The organism is Thermococcus sp. GR5 (genome assembly GCF_012027535.1).
Lineage (GTDB): Archaea > Methanobacteriota_B > Thermococci > Thermococcales > Thermococcaceae > Thermococcus > Thermococcus onnurineus.
The window spans coordinates 140,865-160,919 of record NZ_SNUN01000004.1 but is presented as its reverse complement, the minus strand read 5'-3'; the positions used below and the strand labels follow the sequence as shown (position 1 = coordinate 160,919).

The 20,055-nt window shown below is 50.7% G+C and carries 18 protein-coding genes and 2 tRNA genes; 12 read left to right on the top strand and 8 right to left on the bottom strand.

All coding sequences use genetic code 11. The features are described from left to right. Window positions 1–97: 97 nt before the first annotated feature. The 3 genes from E3E33_RS05630 to E3E33_RS05620 are packed head-to-tail and all read left to right on the top strand — an operon-like array spanning window position 98 to window position 5,810. Complete coding sequence (locus E3E33_RS05630; RefSeq protein ID WP_167710930.1) at window positions 98–3,073, top strand: OB-fold nucleic acid binding domain-containing protein; 2,976 nt, start codon at window positions 98–100, stop codon at window positions 3,071–3,073. A 10-nt stretch (window positions 3,074–3,083) separates the two neighbouring features. Then, on the top strand, window positions 3,084–4,406 hold the full coding sequence (locus E3E33_RS05625) for a tripartite tricarboxylate transporter permease (protein ID WP_167710968.1): 1,323 nt from the start codon (window positions 3,084–3,086) through the stop codon (window positions 4,404–4,406). Window positions 4,407–4,412: 6 nt separating this feature from the next. Continuing rightward, the gene (locus tag E3E33_RS05620) at window positions 4,413–5,810 is read left to right on the top strand and encodes a metal-dependent hydrolase (protein ID WP_012572502.1); all 1,398 of its coding nucleotides are present in this window, start codon (window positions 4,413–4,415) and stop codon (window positions 5,808–5,810) included. Window positions 5,811–5,815: 5 nt separating this feature from the next. On the opposite strand, the gene E3E33_RS05615 is transcribed toward E3E33_RS05620, so the two are convergent. The 3 genes from E3E33_RS05615 to E3E33_RS05605 are packed head-to-tail and all read right to left on the bottom strand — an operon-like array spanning window position 5,816 to window position 8,734. Beyond that, complete coding sequence (locus tag E3E33_RS05615) at window positions 5,816–6,664, bottom strand: methyltransferase domain-containing protein (RefSeq protein WP_167710929.1); 849 nt, start codon at window positions 6,662–6,664, stop codon at window positions 5,816–5,818. A 45-nt stretch (window positions 6,665–6,709) separates the two neighbouring features. Beyond that, window positions 6,710–7,645, bottom strand: coding sequence for a dipeptidase (locus E3E33_RS05610; protein WP_167710928.1), 936 nt, complete (start codon window positions 7,643–7,645; stop codon window positions 6,710–6,712). 9 nt (window positions 7,646–7,654) lie between these two features. Then, window positions 7,655–8,734 carry a hypothetical protein gene (locus tag E3E33_RS05605; protein ID WP_012572497.1) on the bottom strand — a complete coding sequence of 360 codons (1,080 nt, stop codon included), beginning with the start codon at window positions 8,732–8,734 and terminating at the stop codon, window positions 7,655–7,657. Window positions 8,735–8,798: 64 nt separating this feature from the next. Between E3E33_RS05605 and E3E33_RS05600 the strand changes: the two genes are divergently transcribed. The 3 genes from E3E33_RS05600 (at window position 8,799) to E3E33_RS05590 (ending at window position 11,365) form a co-directional block, all read left to right on the top strand. Next, entirely contained in the window at window positions 8,799–9,350 is a 552-nt protein-coding gene (locus tag E3E33_RS05600) for a DUF531 domain-containing protein (RefSeq protein WP_012572496.1), read from the top strand. After that, window positions 9,323–9,799 (top strand): signal peptidase I, encoded by a 477-nt coding sequence (locus tag E3E33_RS05595; RefSeq protein WP_167710927.1) that lies wholly within the window; start codon window positions 9,323–9,325, stop codon window positions 9,797–9,799. Before E3E33_RS05600 ends, E3E33_RS05595 begins: the two co-directional genes overlap by 28 nt. 816 nt (window positions 9,800–10,615) lie before the next feature. Beyond that, complete coding sequence (locus E3E33_RS05590; protein ID WP_167710926.1) at window positions 10,616–11,365, top strand: biotin/lipoate A/B protein ligase family protein; 750 nt, start codon at window positions 10,616–10,618, stop codon at window positions 11,363–11,365. Between the two features lie 4 nt (window positions 11,366–11,369). Here E3E33_RS05590 and E3E33_RS05585 read toward each other — a convergent pair whose 3' ends face one another. Continuing rightward, entirely contained in the window at window positions 11,370–12,068 is a 699-nt protein-coding gene (locus E3E33_RS05585; protein WP_240910606.1) for a hypothetical protein, read from the bottom strand. Between the two features lie 142 nt (window positions 12,069–12,210). On the opposite strand from E3E33_RS05585, the gene E3E33_RS05580 reads away from it, so the two are divergent. From E3E33_RS05580 to E3E33_RS05565, 4 genes are all read left to right on the top strand, one after another. Then, window positions 12,211–12,287, top strand: a tRNA-His gene (locus E3E33_RS05580). 779 nt (window positions 12,288–13,066) lie between these two features. Further along, complete coding sequence (locus tag E3E33_RS05575) at window positions 13,067–15,958, top strand: N-6 DNA methylase (RefSeq protein WP_167710925.1); 2,892 nt, start codon at window positions 13,067–13,069, stop codon at window positions 15,956–15,958. A 285-nt stretch (window positions 15,959–16,243) separates the two neighbouring features. After that, entirely contained in the window at window positions 16,244–16,771 is a 528-nt protein-coding gene (gene cobO / locus E3E33_RS05570) for a cob(I)yrinic acid a,c-diamide adenosyltransferase (protein WP_012572491.1), read from the top strand. A gap of 107 nt (window positions 16,772–16,878) precedes the next feature. Next, on the top strand, window positions 16,879–17,130 hold the full coding sequence (locus E3E33_RS05565) for a UPF0147 family protein (protein WP_012572490.1): 252 nt from the start codon (window positions 16,879–16,881) through the stop codon (window positions 17,128–17,130). A gap of 64 nt (window positions 17,131–17,194) precedes the next feature. Here the strand turns inward: E3E33_RS05565 and E3E33_RS05560 are convergent, their stop codons facing one another. Then, window positions 17,195–17,752 (bottom strand): aldolase, encoded by a 558-nt coding sequence (locus E3E33_RS05560; protein ID WP_012572489.1) that lies wholly within the window; start codon window positions 17,750–17,752, stop codon window positions 17,195–17,197. Continuing rightward, on the bottom strand, window positions 17,749–18,330 hold the full coding sequence (locus tag E3E33_RS05555; protein ID WP_167710924.1) for a hypothetical protein: 582 nt from the start codon (window positions 18,328–18,330) through the stop codon (window positions 17,749–17,751). Before E3E33_RS05555 ends, E3E33_RS05560 begins: the two co-directional genes overlap by 4 nt. Window positions 18,331–18,406: 76 nt before the next feature. On the opposite strand from E3E33_RS05555, the gene E3E33_RS05550 reads away from it, so the two are divergent. Together E3E33_RS05550 and E3E33_RS05545 are read left to right on the top strand one after the other, a co-directional pair. Further along, window positions 18,407–18,484 (top strand) — tRNA-Tyr (locus tag E3E33_RS05550). A 137-nt stretch (window positions 18,485–18,621) separates the two neighbouring features. Next, window positions 18,622–19,062 carry a Tfx family DNA-binding protein gene (locus tag E3E33_RS05545; RefSeq protein WP_012572487.1) on the top strand — a complete coding sequence of 147 codons (441 nt, stop codon included), beginning with the start codon at window positions 18,622–18,624 and terminating at the stop codon, window positions 19,060–19,062. On the opposite strand, the gene E3E33_RS05540 is transcribed toward E3E33_RS05545, so the two are convergent. Both E3E33_RS05540 and E3E33_RS05535 read right to left on the bottom strand, forming a co-directional pair. After that, window positions 19,027–19,701, bottom strand: a complete 675-nt coding sequence (locus E3E33_RS05540) for a CidB/LrgB family autolysis modulator (protein ID WP_167710923.1) — start codon at window positions 19,699–19,701, stop codon at window positions 19,027–19,029. The two genes, E3E33_RS05545 and E3E33_RS05540, sit on opposite strands and share 36 nt — an antisense overlap. Further along, the gene (locus E3E33_RS05535; protein ID WP_012572485.1) at window positions 19,698–20,051 is read right to left on the bottom strand and encodes a CidA/LrgA family protein; all 354 of its coding nucleotides are present in this window, start codon (window positions 20,049–20,051) and stop codon (window positions 19,698–19,700) included. Before E3E33_RS05535 ends, E3E33_RS05540 begins: the two co-directional genes overlap by 4 nt. Between the last annotated feature and the right edge of the window lie 4 nt (window positions 20,052–20,055).

The window sequence follows — 20,055 nt, the reverse complement described above, 5'->3', positions numbered from 1 at the left end:
TCCACACCTGCCCATTTCTGTATTTCTTTGACACGAAACTGTTAAAAATTCACGCGTTGTAGTACGTTGCTACGTTAAATAAACCGGAGGTCTGGGTATGGCTGGAATGGAAAGTGAGAAGAGGCTTTACTATCATGGTCTGAAGGAGCAAAAGAAGCTGGACGTCTCTCGACTTAAATACCTGTCGCTGTTGATTTCGATTATTGGCGTTGCGGTTCTTTTAGTGGCTGCTCAAACAGCTCAGGCACCGCTAATAAAGGTGAATGATGTCTACGGAAGCTACTTGATGAACTACGCCGTCGTGAGGATAAACGGAACCGTCGTCAGTGTTCCCTACGTCTCTGATACTGGGGGGAGAATATCCATAACGTTCACCGTAGATGATGGGACTGGGCAGATAGACGTCAGGGTTTATTCTCCTTTGGCGGAGGAGATGATAGCCAAAAACCTCGTGCCGTTCCCCGGGGACAACGTAACTGCCGAGGTTCAGCTCAGGGTAAGGGAGACCTACACCTACGCGATTCTCCAGTACCTTGACGGCCTGGAGTTCGTCTCGAAGGTTTACTCAGATAGCCCTGAAAAAGTCAGTTCCCTTACCCCGGAGATGGCCAATCTCTACGTCGCCGTCGAGGGAATCGTCACACAGGTTTCAAACGTCAGCTCTGGACTTCTGCTTACCGTTGATACTGGCGAGTCCGAGGTTGCAGTCCTCGTGCCGCGAGTTCTCCTTGTGGAGAACAACGTCACACTCAAAACGGGTGACACCGTCTATGCTCCAGGAATCGTCTACCTCTACAAGGGTTCTTCTCCGGAAATAGTCGTAAGGGACATTGACAAGTTCCACATTACGCCCATAGAGGAGGCTCCCGAGGTTCCGCTTGCTGAAGCGTCAAACTACATCGGAATGGTTCTCAGCGTTAAGGGTGAGCTTGCCGGAATCTCCTATGAGAGCGGCAGATACGTCCTGACCCTCACGGATGGAACCAATTACTTCGATGCACTCCTTCCGAGGGATGTGTTGGCGAAGCTTGATCCGTTTGAGGTTGGCACTGAAAGCGTCGTTAAGGTTGCTGGAAGGATAGGGGATGATGGCAGGCTGGTCGGTGCCTACGTCGAGGTCATCGAGCCCAATGCTCCGAAAGTTATCCCAATAGGGGCTCTGACTGAGGATATGAGGGGCCAGATAGTGATCGTCAGGGGTAACATCGAGGAGATAGCCACCATCGGCTCGAACCTCAAGCTCTACATAGACGATGGAACCGGAAAGCTGGTAGTCTTCATACCTTCAGCGAGCGTTGCCGAGTTTTCCAACATGACGAAGGACAACCTCCAGACCGGCCTTGGCGTTGAGGTCGCCGGCTACCTCGACCAGTACCGCAATGAGCTCGAAGTTGTTGTTTACACCGGAAACGGGGTACATGCCCTTGGAAGGCCTCTGGAGGAATCGGAGATCGAACTCCCGCAGGTCACCGCGGATGAGCTGGACAGCTATGTTGGCTCTCTCGTAGACTTCACAGGCTCGCTCGAGGGCATCACCTACGAGAACTACACCTACTACCTCAAGATTGATGGTGTAACTGTCTCAATTCCGAAAGAAGCACTCATGAACCTCAACCCGTTGGAGGTGGGAACAGGCAGCGAGGTTAAGGTCATGGGACTCGTTGTTAGCGCTACCGAGGTGAGGGGCAAGGACTTGACAATCGTGAAGCCAGTGGAGCCAACACCGATGTCTCCATCGGAGATAACCCTTGAGATGAGAGGCCAGCTCGTGCTCGTGATCGGCAAGGTGACCGATGTCGCCAACCTCAGCGGCAACCTCAAGATAGTCGTCGGCGACTTGCCGGTCTTCGTGCCGCGCTCCACTGCGAACGAGCTTTCCTACGTCCCAGAGGTCGGCGACGTAGTTAAGGTCGGTGGCTACGTCGAGGAGTACAGAGGAGAGCCAGAGGTGGTTGTCTTCACTCCGAATGCCGTTGTGAAAGCCGAACTCGGCGGAGAGGCCCAGTTCGTCACGGTCTCGGACCTTAAGACTGCACAGGGGCTAGTCTGGCTCGTGGTGAAGTGGGACACTTTGGCCTACGAGAAGCCGAACTACATCATGAGCATCAGAGACGAAACCGGAAAGGCCTCCCTCGTGGTTGATAGAACATTACTTCCCAATCCTCTAGAGGCAGGAACAGGTAGTGAACTGAAGGTCACCGTTGATCCCACGACAATGGAGATAACCGCCCTAGAAGTCGTGAAGGCCGTTCCCGCGGAGCTTATCAGTACCGGTTCAGTGAGCCTGAGCCTCTCTGGAAAGACCGTTGCCGTCAACGGTACAGTAATATCGGTAGTCCAGCTCGGCACGAGCCTTAAGCTGATGGTCGATGACGGAAGCGGAGAGGTGGCGGTGTTCATACCCTCTACTGCCGGAAGCGTCGAAGTTAGGAAGGGGAACAAAGTCCTAATTGCGGGCTACGTTGAGGAGTACAACGGAGAGCCCGAGATAGTGGTATACACCGCCGATGCGATCCGCGTGGCTGAATCATCCCAAGGAGAAATTCAAACCGTTACCTTATCTGAGCTCGAGGGGACCAGCGGCCTTGTCAACCTGACGGTCACGTGGGATGCCCTTGCCTACAAGGGGCCCGAGTACATCATGAACGTCAGCGACGATACGGGAAGTGCCTCCATCCTTGTAAGCAAGGACCTGCTCCCCAACCCCTTTGATGCCGGAACTGGGAGCGTCCTTGAGCTTACCTACGACACGGACAGCGGAATGGTGGTTTCACTCAAAGTTATCAGGGCAGAGCCTTCCCCCGAGGTTAAAACCGGAGACGTGAGCGCAGACATCATGGGCAGGACGGTGATCGTCAGTGGAACTATCGTTGACCTCTATGAAGGAAGTACCTTCTTCAAGCTCACCATTGATGACGGTAGCGGCGAGCTCGTTATCTTCATACCGAAGAGCGCCGCGGGCGATAAGACGTTCAGTAAGGGCCAGGTTGTCAGGATAGCAGGCTACGTTACCGAGTACAAGGGTACCATAGAGGTCGTCCCCTACATGAGTGACGCAATAATCGTCGAGTGAGGTGATGACCATGCTCCCCCTCTCGGATATTTTAATTTGGTCGCTGGCCGGAGTGCTCTTCGGCTCGCTTATATCATGGATTCCGGGATTCCATATCTTCAACATCATGGCCCTGCTCGTGGCAGTCTTCGGGGTCGGCGAGCTCATGCCCGTCCAGGCCTTTCCATTCTTTGCTATAGGGGCCATAGTAGCTTACGCCTACGTCAGTGCAATATCGAGCGTCTACTTCAGCGTTGCTGACGAAAGCGCCGTCTTCCTGCTCTTCCCCACGCAGAGGTACCTCCTCCTTGGCAGAGGACATGAGGCGGTACTGCTGTACCTCATTGGCGCGGTTGCTGGAACGCTTATACTGGTCATAGGCGCCCTCTTCATCTTCCCGAAGGTACTTCCGCCGATATACCAGGCGACCAGTCCGTACATCACCTACTTCCTCACCGCCATAGTTCTTTTCATGTTCATGAGCGAGTGGCCCAAGGAAGGTGACAGGGGCAAGACGCCGTTCCAGAGGCTCTGGATGGCTTGGAGGCAGATACTGGGTGGATTACTCGTCTTCTTACTCTCCGGAATCCTTGGCTTCATCGTCATGAACACCAACCTCCTACCGACAACGAGCGCCTACACGAGGCTTACGCCCATGTTCATAGGCTTCTTTGGGATGTCCTGGGTGCTGCTGAACATACTCTCCAATCCACCCATGCTGGAACAGGTGCCGGACGATAGAATTGAGAGCAGTCCCTACAACATCGCTAAGGCCAGTTTTGGCGGTGCTCTTGGAGGAACAATAGCTGCCGTTTACCCGATAATCACTGGAGGTATGGGAGCGCTCATAGCGGGTCACATGACGAGCCAGCGCGGTGACGATGCCTTCATAATCAGTCAAGGAGTTAACAGGGTCATCTACTACGTCGGGGCCTTCACGCTGCTCTTCCTGCCCAACCTCAGGCTCACGAGGGGAGCGGCGGCATGGCTCGTTAGCTCGATATACACTCCGAAGAGCTACTCCGAATACTTGGCGGCCGTAGGCGTCATACTACTCAGCGCGGGAATAAGCTTCGTTTTCACCTACTACATCTCCAAGTTCCTTGCGAGGAGCTTCAACATCGTCCATATTAGGAAACTCTCTTACTTCGTAGCAATAACGCTGGTTATCATCTCATACGTCCTCACCGGACCGATGGGGATAGTGGTGCTCCTCGTCTCAACGGCAATAGGCATGATGGCGGCGGCCTTCAACACCAGAAGGAGTTACTGCCTCGGAGGCCTTATTCTTCCGGTGCTCATAAGTATGACGGGACACACGGGCGAAGTTATGCACCTGCTTGGCCTGGGGTGATGTAAAATGAGGGGCTTCACTCACTACATATCCGGTCTGGCGGCGGCGACCTTCTTCCCTGCTCTGGTCGCGGACTTGCGGATGGGCATCCTCATTCCAGTCATAGCTGCAGCTGCGGCATATTTCCCCGACTTCGTCGACTTTAAATTCGGCAAGTTCTTCAGCAGGAGGGACTACGAAATAGATCCGGCTCCATGGGACGACAAGAAGCACTACGCACCAAAACTCGTTAAGGTTGCTGAACTGAATGAGAAAAACCGCTACCAGTTCTTTGCAGTTCAGGGCAAGGTCAGCGAAATAGTCGAGAGGGGCGAGGATACGCTGGTCTTTAAGATGGTTGATGAGAACGGAAACGTCAAAACAGTCGAGAAGCCATACAAGAGCATAATCTTCAAGCTTACAGATGAGACCGGCACCATAACGGTAGAGGCCTTCGGGGAAGACTACGAGTTCTTTGAAGAGGAGTTCGGTGAGATAGCCTTTGGGAAGGAGATGCTGGTCTTTGGCTATGTCGACGTTGATGATGACGGAATAAAGCTTGTTGTCTCCGACGCTCCCCATCCACAGGGCATAGCCGAGACCATAGCCAAGGCCATAGAGGAAGCCTACGAGAAAGGTGAAACTATAGTCAAGATACACAACATTCGCCTGCCTGGAGATGTCTACAGGCGGTTCTTCATACACCTCGACCCGCCGAAGAGGGAAGTCCGCGTTGAGATGGGCCCGATTGTAACTCCCGGCGGTGTTGCCATCGGCGGTGAAGTTCCAGATTACAGGCGCGTAGGGATAGCGAAGGTCAGTGTCCCCTTCATCAAGACATATCCCAAGCCTACCCGTGTGGATTCCTTCTCGGGCCCGGAGATAGCCTTCAGAAAGGCGGAGTTTAAGGGCAAGACCGTAGTCAAGGATCGCTTCCTGCCATGGCACCACGGCTTCAGCCACTCCCTCACGATGGGCATAATAATCGGTATCGTCGTCTTTGCCTTCTTCAAGCTCATCGGCTACGCCCACGCGACCGAGCTTGCCCTCGCGGCGATGATAGGCCAGTGGCTCCACGTCTTCGAGGATCAGCTTGGCTTCATGGGCAGCAACCTGCTCCCGCCGATAACCAAGGACGTCATCCCTGGCTTCAAGCTCGGTGAGAGCGGAAGTGGTCTGACCAACTTCTCCACAGCCTGGCTCATGATAGCCTTCATGATATGGAACTTCAACCGCTTCACAGACCCGAGGCCGATTCCAATAGCCGACTGGAAGCTGCTGCTACTCTTAGCATGGCCATCGATAATAGGATTTGCCATAGCGATAGTCAAGAGCTTCAGGCTGAGGAAGGAGATATCCCAGCTAATGGACTACTACACCAACTTGGAGGCCTTCGAGGAGATGGAAGAGGTTGGAGGCATCTGAGATTTTTATCTTTTCTCTGGCTTCCTCGCCACTACACCGAGCGCTTCCTCAACCCTTTTTACCCCGACGAAGCCGACCTTCCTTAAGCGCTCCATCACGCCCTTCTGGAGGTCTCTTCTCCGGTACTTCTTCCCAGGGTTCCCAACGTAGTGGAAAAGCCTCCCACCGGGCTTGAGAATTCTAAAGAGCTCCTCATAAAACTCTCCGCTGTAGAGATGACCCGCCAGAGAAAAGCGCGGAGGGTCGTGGATTATCACATCGAAGCTCCCGTCGTTGAACCTCTTTACGACCTCGAAGGCATCCCCGTGGATGATCTGAATCTTCCCGCCCTGGAAGAGCTCCCTGCTCCAGGGGTTTATTCTTGCCAGTTCTATGACGCTCTTATCCTTTTCTACCGTTATCACGTAAGCACCGCGTTTCGCGGCCTCTATCGCTGTGTATCCGAGCCCCATGCAGGTATCTAGAACAGTTTCACCCTCCTTGGGTTTGACGGTATTCACTTTGTTGAGGGTGTCTTGGAGGGGGTTTACGTCCTTCGTCCGGTGCATCCTGATGCCGTTTATCTCTATCGTGGGCGGAACCGTTGGCACGAGCTTGTAGTAGTGCTCTCCGGCTATTGCCGCCTTGTAAACGCCCCCGTTTTTGACGAAGTAAACGCTCCCCTCGTCCCTCGCGATCCTTTCGATTACGCTCCTCTCAACGCGCGTGCCGTCTGGAAATATGAACTCGTCTCCCTCAATGGTGATGAGCCATGAGCGCCCGGTTTTTCTCAAATCCAGGTTAAGCCTCGCTCCGCCTCTAGCGAAGAGCAGCCTTCTCGCGTCTCCTGCGGTTAAGAAGTAGACCTCCTCCATGGACTCACCGCGGACTGCTGAGAAAAAGAGGATAAAAAGATTCCGTCATCCGATAACCCTTTCAAAAAGGCGCTCGAGGTTCCTGAAAGTTATCGCTCTAACTTCTTTCGCGCTGAAGTTCTCGTTCAGCCTCTCGAGCAGCGCCGGAATCTTCGACTCGTCCTCAAAGCCCTCAACGCTCCTCCCGCTCCAGCCGGACAGGTAATACACGAAGTCGAAGCCGAGTCCTACGTGCTTGTATCCTGCCAGCTCGGCCATATAAGCGATGTGATCAACGTACTTCTCCAGCGTTGGCTTTTCCCTGTCTACAAAGCTCGGAATGGCAACCGCCCCGATAACTCCATCCCGCTCTGCTATGGCCTTTATCTGCTCGTCCGTGAGGTTCCTCGGGTGATCGCATAGCGCTCTTGCATTGGAGTGCGAGGCCATAACGGGGAATGCGGTAACGTCTAGGGCGTCCCAGAAGCCGGCTTCGTTTATGTGGCTGAGATCTATGATGATTCCCAGTTCCTCAGCCTTTCCGACGACTTCAACGCCGAAGTTGGTCAGGCCACCGTTTGTCCTCTCGAAGACACCATCGCCTATGGCATTGCGAAGGCTCCATGTGAGCGTTAGAACCCTCAGGCCGAGGTGGTGGAAAACCTCCAGCAAATCCAGACTGTCCTCTATCGGCTCTCCTCCCTCAAGGCCCAACCAGAGGGCAACCCTTCCTTCCTCGATGGCCTTTCTCATATCTTTGACGCTTTTCACAAGCTCGAAGCGCTCGCTCTCCGCGACGTCTTTCTGAAGGGCGTTGAGAACCTCCAGCCCGTATCTTAGGGCCGAGCTTCTCCTGTCCGGTTTTGTCCAGATGGCCATCACTCGAGCGGCTACGCCCGGGGCAAAGAATTGGTTAAAACTTTCCTCGAGGACAAGAGTTTTTCCCTTCTTCCTCTCGTCATAGACAAAAGCAGGCAGGTCTGAATGGGCATCAAATATCATGCGGACCCCTCACTGGCTTTCTTCTATGGTCCCAATCTCGTTGAGTGCCTCCTCCCTTATCTTTGGATCTGGGATGCTTTCAATGATCTTTTTTACCTCTTCGAACTTTTTCCTTCTGACCAACTCAAGGGCTATCGCCTTTAGTGCCTCGCTTCTCTTGTGGATATTCTGGATTTCTTTTGCGAATTTCAGTGCCCTTCTCAGGTTTCCAAGCTCGGTTAGGAGCCTCGCTATGTGCTGGACGTTGACGTCGGTGAATCTCGGGCTCTCGCAGCACTCGAAAGCCTTGTCCACAACGTCAAGGTATTCCATGTTGTTCACTCTTTTCATCCACAGGGCAACTTCGAGCTCTCCAATGAGCCTCATAACGCCGCTGTACTTCTTCTTTATAATGGCCAGTGCGTAGTGGTTTTTCCCTTTGAGCAGGGCTGCACGTATCTGTGGAAGTCCAACATCGTAAACCGTTTTCGCAAGCTCTATCTTCTTCTCGACAATCGCCGCACGCTGATTGACGTGAAGTTTGTCAAATATGTCAAATGCCATTTTATAAAAGTCCATGGCCTCGTTTGAGGGCAGGGTATCTCCAGCCTTCTCAAGAAGATCCCCTATCCTCAGTATGCCGTCCACCTTGTGGGTGTAGCTGGTTTCGGCCCCGATTATCGTATCGAAGGCGATGTTGAAGATCTCGAGGGCGTTGTCGGGATAGCCTGCAATGGCGAGGTGATAGGCGAGGGTCGAGAGAACCATGCCCTTCTCTATGGGACTCTCTATTTCGTTCGCCTCATCTATCGCCCGGTTGAAGAAGTCCATCGCGTCCTCTTCGTACTCCATTATCGCGAGGGTGGATGCTATTATGGAATACGCCACGGCCTTGTTAGCAGGGTCTCTGAGTTTCTTCGCGATGTACATGGCATCCTCCATGATGCTCGGAATCCACTCCATCGGGCCATCGTGCTGGTATATGGTCACTACTATCTTGGTGAGAACCTGCACCTGCTCTATGGGATCTTCAATCTCGTAAACCTTTGCAAGGGCCTCCTCGTAGTAGCCCCTTTCAACAAGCAGGTTTATTTCCTCTAGCGTGGTCATACTAAATGTTTAGTCTGCTATAAATCCTTATAAACCTTTGTTGGACACTTTTTTCCGAGGAACCATGCTGACGGTTGCGCTCTACAACACCTACGACCCAAGGAAGCTGCACGAGGCCCACCTGAGAGCCATAGCCAGAGCCGGGCCAATAGCTTATGCCTACGGCTTTCACCTGGCTCTGGTAGGATTCCCCTTCGAGGGCAGACCGGTTGATGTTGCCGAGGAAATAGCCAGTCACACGACCATAGGCGAGGGAGGGAAGTATCTCCTCGAGCTCGCCCAGAGAAACCGCTTCCACCTCCTTGAGTTCCCGAAGAAGGGCTTTCCCCCTCAGTTCGGCACGCCGGTTGCGACCACTAGAAAGCCGAGCGAGGAAAAGGAGATAACCCCACTTGAGCTCTCAGAGAGGGCTTTGAAAGGCGAGAGTTTTCTGCTCCTGATAGGCCTTGGAAGGCATGGCCTTCCAAAGGAAATATTTAAGATGGCGCGCTATCATATGGATATAACAGGGAAAAGGGTCAGCCTTGAAACATGCACCGCGATAGGTGCCATACCCGCTAGAATAAGCACTCTGATGGAGGCGCTGAGATGGATGAGTCGTGGAAAAAGGACATAGCGTGGATCCTAATCGCGTTCATAGCAGTTTTTGCACTCCAATTCGGGCTTAAGATGGCCCTTCACACGGACTCGCCGCTGGTCATAGTGGTGAGCGGCTCCATGGAACCCGTCTTTTACAGGGGGGATGTCGTCCTCCTGAAGGGGATAAGTGAGAACAACATAGATGAAGTTCACGTTGGCGACGTGATCGTCTATAAGCGCCCAGGTTATGAATACCCGATAATTCACCGCGTCAGGGAGATAAAGGAGGTAAGCCTTGGAGGGAAAACTGAGAAGTGCTTCGTCACATGGGGCGACAACAACTGGGCTCCCGACCCCGATTATCCAACGCCTTACGGGCCGGTCCCTTGCGTTCCAGCTTATGCCGTCGAGGACAAGGCCCTGCTAGTTTTCCCGAAGATAGGCCTCATCCCGCTCGAGATAAGGGAGCGTCTCGGCTTGGGATGATGTGAGGGTAGGTGGCCGAGAGACCGATGAGGAGCTAATCGGCCCCTGACCATCAAACTTTGCTGGTGCAAAGTTTGATCAAAGTTCGTATGTCTTTTTTTGACTATCCTTTTCTTAGATGGTTTCAAACTCAAATTGCTGCTTGTAGAATGTTTCACTGAGAATACGGTGCTCAAAGAACACCGAAAGGAAATGGAAACTAATATCAGTGGTTTCCTTGATAATGAAACCAGCATAAATCCACACTCCTACCGAAGACATACAAACGCATTCCGGCAGTTAATCGGATCATACTTTTTGATCAAACTTTGCGCTAGCAAAGTTTGTTTTAGTGGGGCTTCGTCCCACAACCCCATTCTTCTCTAAAATCTGGGAAACTACGGTTTCTCACCTTCCTTTTTCTCTTAATCCACTGGAGGCTCCTCCCCCTCACCCTTGACCAAGGTTTGTGATTCTTGGTGAGTTTACCCAACTAAGTTGGTTTTTACTTGACTTGGGGGCTTTTGTGAGGAACTACCTCATAAGGGCCCGTTAGAAGGTTTTCTCTCCTCAGCGCCCGAAGGGCGCCTATCCAAAAAGCAAACCCCATCAAAAATGAGCGTTTGCAGAGGTTCCACAAATCACGCAAGTTCATAAAAAAGAAAACCCATTCCAAAAAGGCTCCCAACGAAGGAATCACGAACTTTGATGAAACTTTTCGCAGGCAAAGTTTCTTATCCGCTCAGTGGTGACCGCTTTCATCACCCGTCAGGAGGGCTTGGGCGTCATCATCGCTGGGCTTAAAAACGCTCTTGATTTTTTAACCTTGGTGATAGCATGAGGTTCATTCCGCTCATAGTTGCTCGGCCCGAGGTTCAGATGGCGATAGACGAGGCAATAATGCGCGCTAGAATCGAGGGCAAGATCCCCGACACGGTGAGGCTCTACGCTTTCAGTCCCAGCTCGGTAACTATAGGCCGCTTCCAGAGCGTCAGGCACGACGTTGACCTCGATGTTGCCGGGAAGCTCGGAATCCCTGTTGTAAGGCGCATAACCGGTGGTGGAAGCGTCTTCCACGACGAGTTCGGTGAGATAACCTATTCTGTGGTCGTCGGTGAGGACTACCATCCCGCCCTGAGGAACGTCGAGGAGAGCTACCGCTACCTGGCAGGCCCGCTCGTGGATGCCCTGAGGGAGCTAGGCCTTGACGCCGGCTTCTCCGGCCTGAACGACATCGTCGCCAACGGCAAGAAGATAAGCGGCTCTGCCCAGACGAGGAGAAAGGGGGTAATCCTCCAGCACGGCACGTTCATGTACGCGACGAGGGTGGATATACTCGCGAAGGTTCTGAGGATTTCGAAGGCAAAGCTTTCCGATAAAGGAGTTTCGAGCATCTGGGAGAGGGTTACGACGCTGGAGCGCGAAGGAATAAAGCTGAACCGCTGGGAGACCTACGAGCTGCTGAAAGACAAGTTCTTTGCCGCATTTGAGCTGGAAGAAGGCCAGCTGACGGACTACGAGCTCGAACTTGCAGAGAAACTGATAGGGGAGAGGTACGGAAACCCGGAGTGGAACGAGATGAGATAAAAAGCTATCCTCCCAGAGATTCTATCCCCTTTCTCAGCCTTTCCACCCTCCGATCCAGCATCCCGAGTGTAATGATGTTAGAGTAGTCTATCATGTACTTGGAGGCTATCTCGTAGAACAGCTCGTCTTCGCCAAGCTCCTTCTTCAGCTTTCTGAAGTTCTCCTCAAGGCGGGTGAGCCTGCCCTTCGAGCGCTTCAGCATCTCGTTGCCGATCTCGATGGCGAAGCGGAGGTATTCGTCGTCCACCAGGACCTTTCCATCCTTTCCAAGGGGAGCGGTAAGGTATTCGGTGGCGTTTATCTCAACGAGATAGCGCTTGGAGATTACCTTGAAGGTGGTGTACTTGAAGCCTGAAGCTAAGCCTAGCTCGTGGAGCTTCTTTGCCTTCTCAAGGTCTTCGGCAACGACGTGGAAGATGGGTGGCTGGCTCTTGAGGAAGATGATTCCCTCTTTGGCATTTTTCAGGGCTTCTTTTGCTTCTTCAAATTCTATGAGTCTGTGGACCTTTATCAGCCAGCGGGAGAGGGGCTTTGCCCCCAGGGCCGGCTCCTCGATGATTCCAATCCTCCCCGAGCAGGAGGATGTGGTGTAGATGCCCTTTATCGAGTTGATGAGAAGGAGAAGGCCTATTATGTCTTCGTCGACTTTACCCTCATTTATGGCCGTGAAGAGGCTCGCGAGCGCTTCTCTCTTGGCTTTCATCTCGAAACCTCCCCGTGTGGTTTGACGGTTTTCAATCTCTCCTCTGAGTTCGGTTATTGAATGTAAAAGGTCTCAGCTCCCTCTTTCAGCCCGTTCTGACGAAAACTTTATAAAGCTAACTCAAAAGGTTTAGCTGGACATGGCCGGGGTGGTGTAGCCTGGTTAGCACAGGGGACTGTGGATCCCCTAGCCCGGGTTCAAATCCCGGCCCCGGCCCCAGAAACGAAAGACAAGGGGGCTCCGCCCCCTTATCTCTCTGTACTCTCAAACCCCCGGTAGTGGGGCCTCGCCCCACAACCCCGCTTTTTCTCTAAAAACCTGGGAAACTACGTTTCCCCACCTTCCTTATTCCTTAATCCTCCGGGGGGCTAACGCCCCCACACCCCCAGAACTTTGCCTGCGCAAAGTTTCATCAAAGTTTGTGGCTCTTTCTTGAAGCTCGCTTCTAAAGTGTGATTGCCGTTAAATTTAACCTCCAGAGTGTTGGAATCCGCTATAGCACGCCCTTTCGTGAGGAGTTCACTTTTAAACCGACGCCCGAAGGGCGTCAACAAGGAGGAACTCTTTTTAAATTGCAAAGCGAGAGGGATTCCAAGTCGAAAACGCCCCAACTAGAATAATCACACTCAAACATACCCAAATTTAAGGAGAGCCACGAACTTTTGGTGAAGCTTTCGGAAAAAGCTTCCTGTACTCTCAAATCCCCGGTAGTGGGGCTTCGCCCCATAACCCCATTCTAAAACTCCGGGGGGCTAACACTCCCACACCCCAAAACTTCGCCTTCGCAATGGCGAACTTTGCTCGACGCAAAGGATGAAAGTCTCGCAGAGTTTGATTCGGGTTCGTACGTTCTTTGAATTTCATTCTTCACGTGGGATCACTCTTAAACTATAGTGTCGCTCTTTGTTTGGCTCACTATTTATTTTATCTGTACTTTGAAATACTAACGAGCATAAGCGTTTTATACTCTAAATAGTTTCATATTCTGGTGGAACCAGATGGTGAAGAAAAGGGGAAAGATAACGGAGAGATCTCTATACCCACCAATAGCTGAGATTTTTAAAAGAAGAAATGCCTTTGTGGTTTCAGAGGTGTTATACAAATCTCAACCAGACTTCGTAATTGAGTGGCTTGGAACGCAATGGATTGTGAGCGTGAAAATAGGTGATCCTATAAAAAATGGCCGTCTTGCATTGAATGCTTTTAAACAATACCAGAGACATACTTTAGACACCGGCATAAAACATGGGATGATTATCTTCTTCCCCGAAGAAATAAGAAAAGTTCCACCTAATGAGAGTGCGCTTCTCAATTTTATTGAGCAGGTGCCAGCATATATTCTTGTCGTGAATCCACAAATGGAAATCAGAGATACACTGTATGGTGCTTTGTTCGAAATAGAAAGAGCCATCAAACAAAAAATACCAACGACTTTCTCTCTCAAGACTGTCATACGATTGCTCAAAGAGCATGTCGTTGATCTCATGGATAATATTACTATGTCTGAGGCAGAGTTGACAAAGATTATTACAAGACAAGAGTTATTCTTTGGGATATCTCACAAAGAAACGAAATCAGATGAGGTTTTCAGATTTCTTGCAACATATATCTTTTTGAGTCAAGTGTTATTTTTGAGATTGTACTCCTCAGAGCACCCAACAATCATTGAGGGCATTGATTTACGTGAAATAACAAAAGAAAAAGCCAAGATACTCTTTGATAGGATACTTGAGATAAACTATAAGCCCATTTTTGAGATAAATGTTCTTGATGTTATCCCCGATGAATATGTTGCAGATACGTTTCGTCTTATCTGGGGATTGAAAGTCGAAAGAATACGCTATGAGTTACCTGGACGCCTATTCCATGAGCTTATGCCAGAAAAAATAAGAAAGCTACTTGCAGCATTTTATACTAGACCAATTGCCGCAGACTTACTTTCTCATTTGACAATAGAAAAAGAAAATGCAACCGTTTTTGATCCGGCGTGTGGCTCTGGTACTATCCTTACTGCAGCATATAAACGGAAACTCAAACTATGGCAGGAAAGGGGTTTGCGAGATAACCCACACAGGAAGTTCTGTGAGTACCAAATTTTTGGTGCGGATATAATGCCTTTTGCTGTACACCTGACTGGTGCAAATCTCGCTGCCATGGATCCTGGGACAACAATTCGTAGGGTTCAAATAGTACTAGGAGACAGCTTGAAACTTTCTCCTGACACAACGGTCAAACCAGGGTATCGTAGTATCATGGAATATGTCAAAGTAAAGAATCTCAAGTCTGAAGAGAATCCAAAGGCATTTGCTGTCAATGGGGAGGCATACAACATAACCCTTACAAAAGTGGATACTGTTCTCATGAATCCACCATTCACAAAAGTTGAAAGAGGGATAAAAGAGTATGTTGACATGGATCGCTTCAAAGAGGTAGTTGGTGGAGAAGTAGGGCTGTGGGGTCACTTTATAGCTCTTGCTGATGTTTTTCTTGATGATGGAGGAATTTTTGGGGGCGTTATTCCAATAAACCTATTACGTGGTCGTGAAAGCGAGAAAACAAGAAAAATTGTCTTTGAGAAATGGCTACCGTTATATATCGTGAAAGCAAGTCGTAACTATGGATTTTCTGAGTGGTCTGAATATAGGGACGTACTCGTAATTGCAAAAAAAGTTGATAAGAAACCAAAGAACCACAAGGTAAAGTTCTGTGTAATAAAAAAAGACCTCAATGACTTGACAGAGGAAGATGTGGAAAAAATAGCGGAATTCATAAAGAATACCGAGTACCTGCGGAGCGCGTTAGTTGATATAAATTCAGTATCACTATCCACCATAAAGGAAAACTTTGACAATCTTATGCCGTTCATAAGTGGACCCTCTTTTGGAAGCAAAGATGCACTCGAAAACATCATCGCAGAGGGTAATAGGGTTCTGAAAGAATTCCCAAACAGGAGGTATTTTAGAGAAGCTTACCGCCCAGTTCCAAGGGGAGTTTCAAAGTTTATGTTTATAACACGCCCATTTAATGAAGGAAGGATACAACAGGCATTCCTTATCTTACATGGGGAGACGGACAAGGAGGTAATTTTTTCGACGGTAGCAGGAGCGCAAATAAAGAAATATCGGGCATTGAAGGAACATTTCCTGCCAAGTTTACGTACCGCTGTGGGTATAGATACAATGGACATAACAGGGAAGCATGATTATGTCGCGAAAGAGCCTTATGAACACATAGATGAGATAATCCGTCTTGCTAGCTTTGAAACAGAATTGCCAAGGAATTATTGGACAAATGTGAAAAATGAGCTACAAAATATACAGACAAACATAGTCATTACGCGCAGGATAAATCCATTCTCTCCAAATCAAAAGCTAATAGCTTTTTATTCGGACTACCCTATCAGTCCGTCTAACCAACTTAATGTTATACGTGAGAAAAACCCTGAAGTTGCCAAGGCTCTTACAGTGATCCTAAATTCAATATTCTTCCTTGCAAACTTCTTTGTATCAAAGGAAGAAACAACTGGTAGGTTCATTGACATAAGGTTCTATGATCTATATAGCATGAGGTTATATCCAAGAGACGAAAAACAAGTCAAGAAACTCGTTGAAGTTTATGAAAAATACAAGAACGTCAGCTTTCCAGCACTCACAACTCAGATCAGCAAAAAATTTGAGGAAAGATATCATCAATTCTGGGCTCCTGAGAGGAAAAACCAGAGTATCCTTGAATTTGCAGTAGTAAAATATGAACCTCACCCATTGAGGCTTGCGTTTGATCTTGAAGTCGCTAGGGCTATTGGGGCAAAAGTTACAGAAAAAGACCTGATAGATGCATACAAAGCAATTGAAGAAGACATGATAATCACAAGAGGTCTGAAAAGAGACTGACACTCCCACTTTCATTTTTGTTATCCTTAGAGAGTATATAATCTCTTCTGATTTTATCTTCATCCCATCCGCTCTCGTGGAGCTTCGGGTCGATCAGCTTACTTCTCGTGTCGGCTTCAGTGTAATCTGAATACCCCTGCATGGTTCGAGACCCATAATCTGTGACCTCATGGGATATATAACGTTTACTTTTGGTCATTGGGGGAGGTTTTATTGAAGTTACGGGTATGCTATTAAGAAAACTCCTAAAAACCCTTGGCGATTATATCCACCCGGTGAATCCACATGCCCTGGAAAGACAAGCTTGGCTTAGTTCACATATACACCGGCAACGGGAAGGGGAAGACGACGGCTGCCTTTGGCCTCGCGGTGAGAATGCTCGGCTCCGGTGGGAAGGTGATAATACTCCAGTTCATGAAGGCCGGGAACGTTTACGGAGAGCAGAAGAAGATAGCGGAGTGCGGAGCGGTCATAGAGTCCTTTGGGTTACCGAAGTTCGTCCACGGCAAACCCGAGCCCGACGACATAGAGGCCGCCAAGAAAGCCCTTCAGCGCGCGAAGGAAGTTGTCTCGAGCGGAGAGTGGGACTTGGTCATCCTCGATGAGCTCTGCGTCGCTCTGGGCTTCGGCATGCTCGACGTCGAGGAAGTCAAGGAGCTCATCAAGAGCAAAGCACCCCACACCGAGCTCGTCATCACCGGCCGCTACTGCCCGGAGGAGCTCTTCGAGTTGGCCGACTACGTCACCGAGATGAGGGAGATAAAGCACCCTTATCAGAGGGGCATCCTTGCGAGGAGGGGGGTCGAGTACTGATTTTCCTTCTTTAGTTTCGACGTTAACCGAAAAGTTTTTTAGTTAGGAAAGCTTAAGATAACCCGAGGAGATTTTAGTAACAATTCTTTAGAAAAGGGGGTGATAGAATGAGCGAGCTGATTCACCAGATTGTGCAGGTTCTCAAGGAGCAGGTCGTCCAGGACACTGTCGTTCCGAGGAACATTAGGAGAGCCGCCGAGCAGGCCATAGAGGTCCTCCTCGACGAGAGCAAGGAGCCGGCCGTCAGGGCCGCCGACGCGATAGCCATCCTCGAGGAGATTAGCGAGGATCCGAACATGCCTATGCACACGAGGACCATCATCTGGGAGGTCCTCGGAGCCCTTGAGCAGGTTAAGTGAGCGCTTTTACTTTTCCCGCTCATTTCCTGCGTTTGATGGTTCTCTTCTTCCGTGTGTTTGATAATCATTTTCTGAGCAGATACCACAGCTTTGCGCTCTCCTCAACCAGTTCGGCCTTGTAGAATGCTTCCCTCAGGCTCTTCCCGACGGTGACGATGCCATGCTTTTCCATCAGGACGGCGTCTGACTGACATATAACCCCTGCGACAGCCTCTGCCAGCTCCTTCGTTCCGGCGGGCCTAAAGGGTACAATCGGTATCCTTCTTAGGTACAGCTCCGCCTCTGGAGTTATTATCGGGAGTTCCATCTCGAGCATGGTCGCTGCAATTATTGAATACGGTGGGTGGAGGTGGGCTATAGCCTTGACGTCCGGTCTCTCGCGGTAGATCGCCAGGTGGAGCCTGTACTCGGAGGAGGGCCTAATAGCTGACAGCTGTTTTCCGTTCATGTCGATTACTGCCACCTGTTCCCTCGCCATGTCGTCCATGATGGCCCCGGTCGCTTTGATGAAGATCAGATTTCCCTGTCTGATGCTCAGATTCCCGCCGAAGGCCGCCGTAAGTCCCCTCTCGTGGGCGAGATGAGAGTACTTAACAAGCTGGGCTTTAACAATACGGCTCATTTTCTCACCACCTTAACCCCATAACCGCAGTCTGCACAGTAGGCCTTCTCCTTGCGCCAGGCCAGCTCGCCGCCGCATATCGGGCAGGTGTGAATATCGTCCGCCTCATTCCAGCGCTCATAGGTCTCATCGTCTATCACCAGGAACATCCCTTCCTCGTCCTCCTCAAAGTAGCCCAGAACCGGGCTGCTCTCGAGCTCTAGGCTCTCCTCGTCTATGATTATCGGCTCGATACCGATGTTGCCCTCGTATTCAAGATCGTTGGTCGGCAGTATCTCCACCACGAATGCCTCTATCTTTTTGTCGTGGTAGGCTACCACTTCAAGCGCGTCGCTCAGCTCCCCGCTGGACGATATTACGTCGATGACGAGATTCTCGTTCCTCGGGAAGACCAGCGCAATTAAAAAGCGGCCCCTAAAAACGGCTAGACCTTTGTCCAGACAGATCTCCTCGAGGCCGAAACTCTTCATTGTTTCTCTAACGTCTTCGCCACTTGGCAGGTGGCCCCTCTCCATTATGAAGTTCCCTATCCATTTCGCGAGTGGCATTGCGAGCGTTATGGGTTCATAAAGCTTCATACTCTCACCGAAGTTAAGTTGGGAGAAAAATTTATAAACCTACCCAGGGCATTATGGAACGGGCTGGCTGTAGGGTCCCGCGGTAGCCTAGCCTGGGAGCGGCGGCGGACTGTAGATCCGCAGGTCCCCGGTTCAAATCCGGGCCGCGGGACCACCAAAATTCTCGCGGCTTTTCTTGGGGGAGAACTTGGCTGGAATTCTTGCCCTCTCTTCCTAGATTACGTTGAAGTCTTGCCTTTGGTACGGAAAAAGTTTTAACCCATTGATACATGTTAAACTCTGGTGTTTAAAATGGGAAGTAAAAGCTTCCTAACGGAGCAGCAGATTAAGATCCTCCGTCTGCGCGCTAGGGGTTTGAAACAGAGCGAGATAGCCGAGCTTTTAGGCACGAGCAGGGCCAACATAAGCATTCTTGAGAGAAGGGCCCTTGAAAAGATTGAGAAAGCTAGGAACACCATCACCATCTGGGAGCAGATAAACTCCAAGATAAGTGTTGAGGTCAGGAAGGGGGAGGACATCTTCACAGTCCCTGACAAACTCTTCAAGAAGGCGGACGAGCTTCAGATCAAGGTTCCTTACAGCACGGCGGAGATAATAGCCTTCCTCGTCGAGCACGCGCCAATAAGCGACAGAATAGCCAAGCGTGACTTCACGCTGTTCCTGGACGCCAGGGACAGGTTGAGGATAAGCGAGTGCCTACTTGAGGAGTTCGATGAGATAGGGAAGCAATAGAGACGTGAAGACGCCGTTAAGGGCCATAGCCAATCCGCTCACCGCCCCGGCCAGCTCGTCGTCGAGGATTATCCTAGCCGTCCCGAGGCCATGGGAAGTAACGCCCATGGCTAATCCTCTCGCTATTCTGTCCTTCACGCGGACGAGGTTCAGCAGCTCGACCCCAAGGGCATTGCCGAGGATCCCCGTCAGGATCACCAGAACGGCCGTTAAAGCTGGGAGGCCACCTATCTTCTCGCTTATTCCGATGGCTATTGCAGTCGTGACGCTCTTCGGCGCTATGCTGAGCAGAACCTCCTCGCTTCCCCCGAGGAGCTTCGCCATGTAGAAGGCACTGAGTATGGCTATCGTCCCTCCAGCGACGATTCCTATGGTCGTCTCCTTTGAGTATGCCTTTATCGTGCTCCGGCCTTTGTAGACAGGGATTGCAAGGCTGACAACAGCCGGTCCAAGGAGGAAGCTGAGTATCCTGGCGCTGTCCATGTAGTAGTCGTAAGAAATCCTTCCAGCTTTGAGGATGAGCGCTATCGTGAGTATCGACAGAAGAACAGGGTTCGTATAGAATGCCCTCTTTCTGTTGTGAAGCTCCGAGAAGATGCAGAATACAACCAGGGTGAGCGTTATCCCGAAGGGGTTCATCCGGCATCACCCCCTTTTCTTCCCCTTATCAACTCAACCGTTTTCGCCGTTGCCAGGAGCGTTACAATGAAGCTGATGAGGAGCGCCCCGAATATTGGCACCACTTGGCTCTTTATCAGGCCAAGGTATGTCACTATGCCGACTCCCGGCGGAATGAAGAGAACGCTCATGTTCCTGACGAAGATCTCCGCTTCGTTCTCGACCCATTCTAACTTTATCACCCCGCTGAGAAGTGCGCCGAGCAGCAGGAGCATCCCGAGAACGCTTCCAGGGATTGAAAGACTGAGGGTTTCGCTCAGCCACTCGCCCATGAGGAAGAAGCCGAAGATTATCGCCAGCCCGCGATACATGGTT

What these genes read in the sequence shown, in the direction of transcription:
- E3E33_RS05630 (WP_167710930.1), top strand. Translation starts at nt 98, where the DNA reads ATGGCTGGAATGGAAAGTGAGAAGAGGCTTTACTATCATGGTCTGAAG.
- E3E33_RS05625 (WP_167710968.1), top strand. Translation starts at nt 3,084, where the DNA reads ATGCTCCCCCTCTCGGATATTTTAATTTGGTCGCTGGCCGGAGTGCTC.
- E3E33_RS05620 (WP_012572502.1), top strand. Translation starts at nt 4,413, where the DNA reads ATGAGGGGCTTCACTCACTACATATCCGGTCTGGCGGCGGCGACCTTC.
- E3E33_RS05615 (WP_167710929.1), bottom strand. Translation starts at nt 6,664, where the DNA reads ATGGAGGAGGTCTACTTCTTAACCGCAGGAGACGCGAGAAGGCTGCTC.
- E3E33_RS05610 (WP_167710928.1), bottom strand. Translation starts at nt 7,645, where the DNA reads ATGATATTTGATGCCCATTCAGACCTGCCTGCTTTTGTCTATGACGAG.
- E3E33_RS05605 (WP_012572497.1), bottom strand. Translation starts at nt 8,734, where the DNA reads ATGACCACGCTAGAGGAAATAAACCTGCTTGTTGAAAGGGGCTACTAC.
- E3E33_RS05600 (WP_012572496.1), top strand. Translation starts at nt 8,799, where the DNA reads ATGCTGACGGTTGCGCTCTACAACACCTACGACCCAAGGAAGCTGCAC.
- E3E33_RS05595 (WP_167710927.1), top strand. Translation starts at nt 9,323, where the DNA reads ATGGATGAGTCGTGGAAAAAGGACATAGCGTGGATCCTAATCGCGTTC.
- E3E33_RS05590 (WP_167710926.1), top strand. Translation starts at nt 10,616, where the DNA reads ATGAGGTTCATTCCGCTCATAGTTGCTCGGCCCGAGGTTCAGATGGCG.
- E3E33_RS05585 (WP_240910606.1), bottom strand. Translation starts at nt 12,068, where the DNA reads ATGAAAGCCAAGAGAGAAGCGCTCGCGAGCCTCTTCACGGCCATAAAT.
- E3E33_RS05575 (WP_167710925.1), top strand. Translation starts at nt 13,067, where the DNA reads ATGGTGAAGAAAAGGGGAAAGATAACGGAGAGATCTCTATACCCACCA.
- cobO (WP_012572491.1), top strand. Translation starts at nt 16,244, where the DNA reads ATGCCCTGGAAAGACAAGCTTGGCTTAGTTCACATATACACCGGCAAC.
- E3E33_RS05565 (WP_012572490.1), top strand. Translation starts at nt 16,879, where the DNA reads ATGAGCGAGCTGATTCACCAGATTGTGCAGGTTCTCAAGGAGCAGGTC.
- E3E33_RS05560 (WP_012572489.1), bottom strand. Translation starts at nt 17,752, where the DNA reads ATGAGCCGTATTGTTAAAGCCCAGCTTGTTAAGTACTCTCATCTCGCC.
- E3E33_RS05555 (WP_167710924.1), bottom strand. Translation starts at nt 18,330, where the DNA reads ATGAAGCTTTATGAACCCATAACGCTCGCAATGCCACTCGCGAAATGG.
- E3E33_RS05545 (WP_012572487.1), top strand. Translation starts at nt 18,622, where the DNA reads ATGGGAAGTAAAAGCTTCCTAACGGAGCAGCAGATTAAGATCCTCCGT.
- E3E33_RS05540 (WP_167710923.1), bottom strand. Translation starts at nt 19,701, where the DNA reads ATGAACCCCTTCGGGATAACGCTCACCCTGGTTGTATTCTGCATCTTC.
- E3E33_RS05535 (WP_012572485.1), bottom strand. Translation starts at nt 20,051, where the DNA reads ATGTATCGCGGGCTGGCGATAATCTTCGGCTTCTTCCTCATGGGCGAG.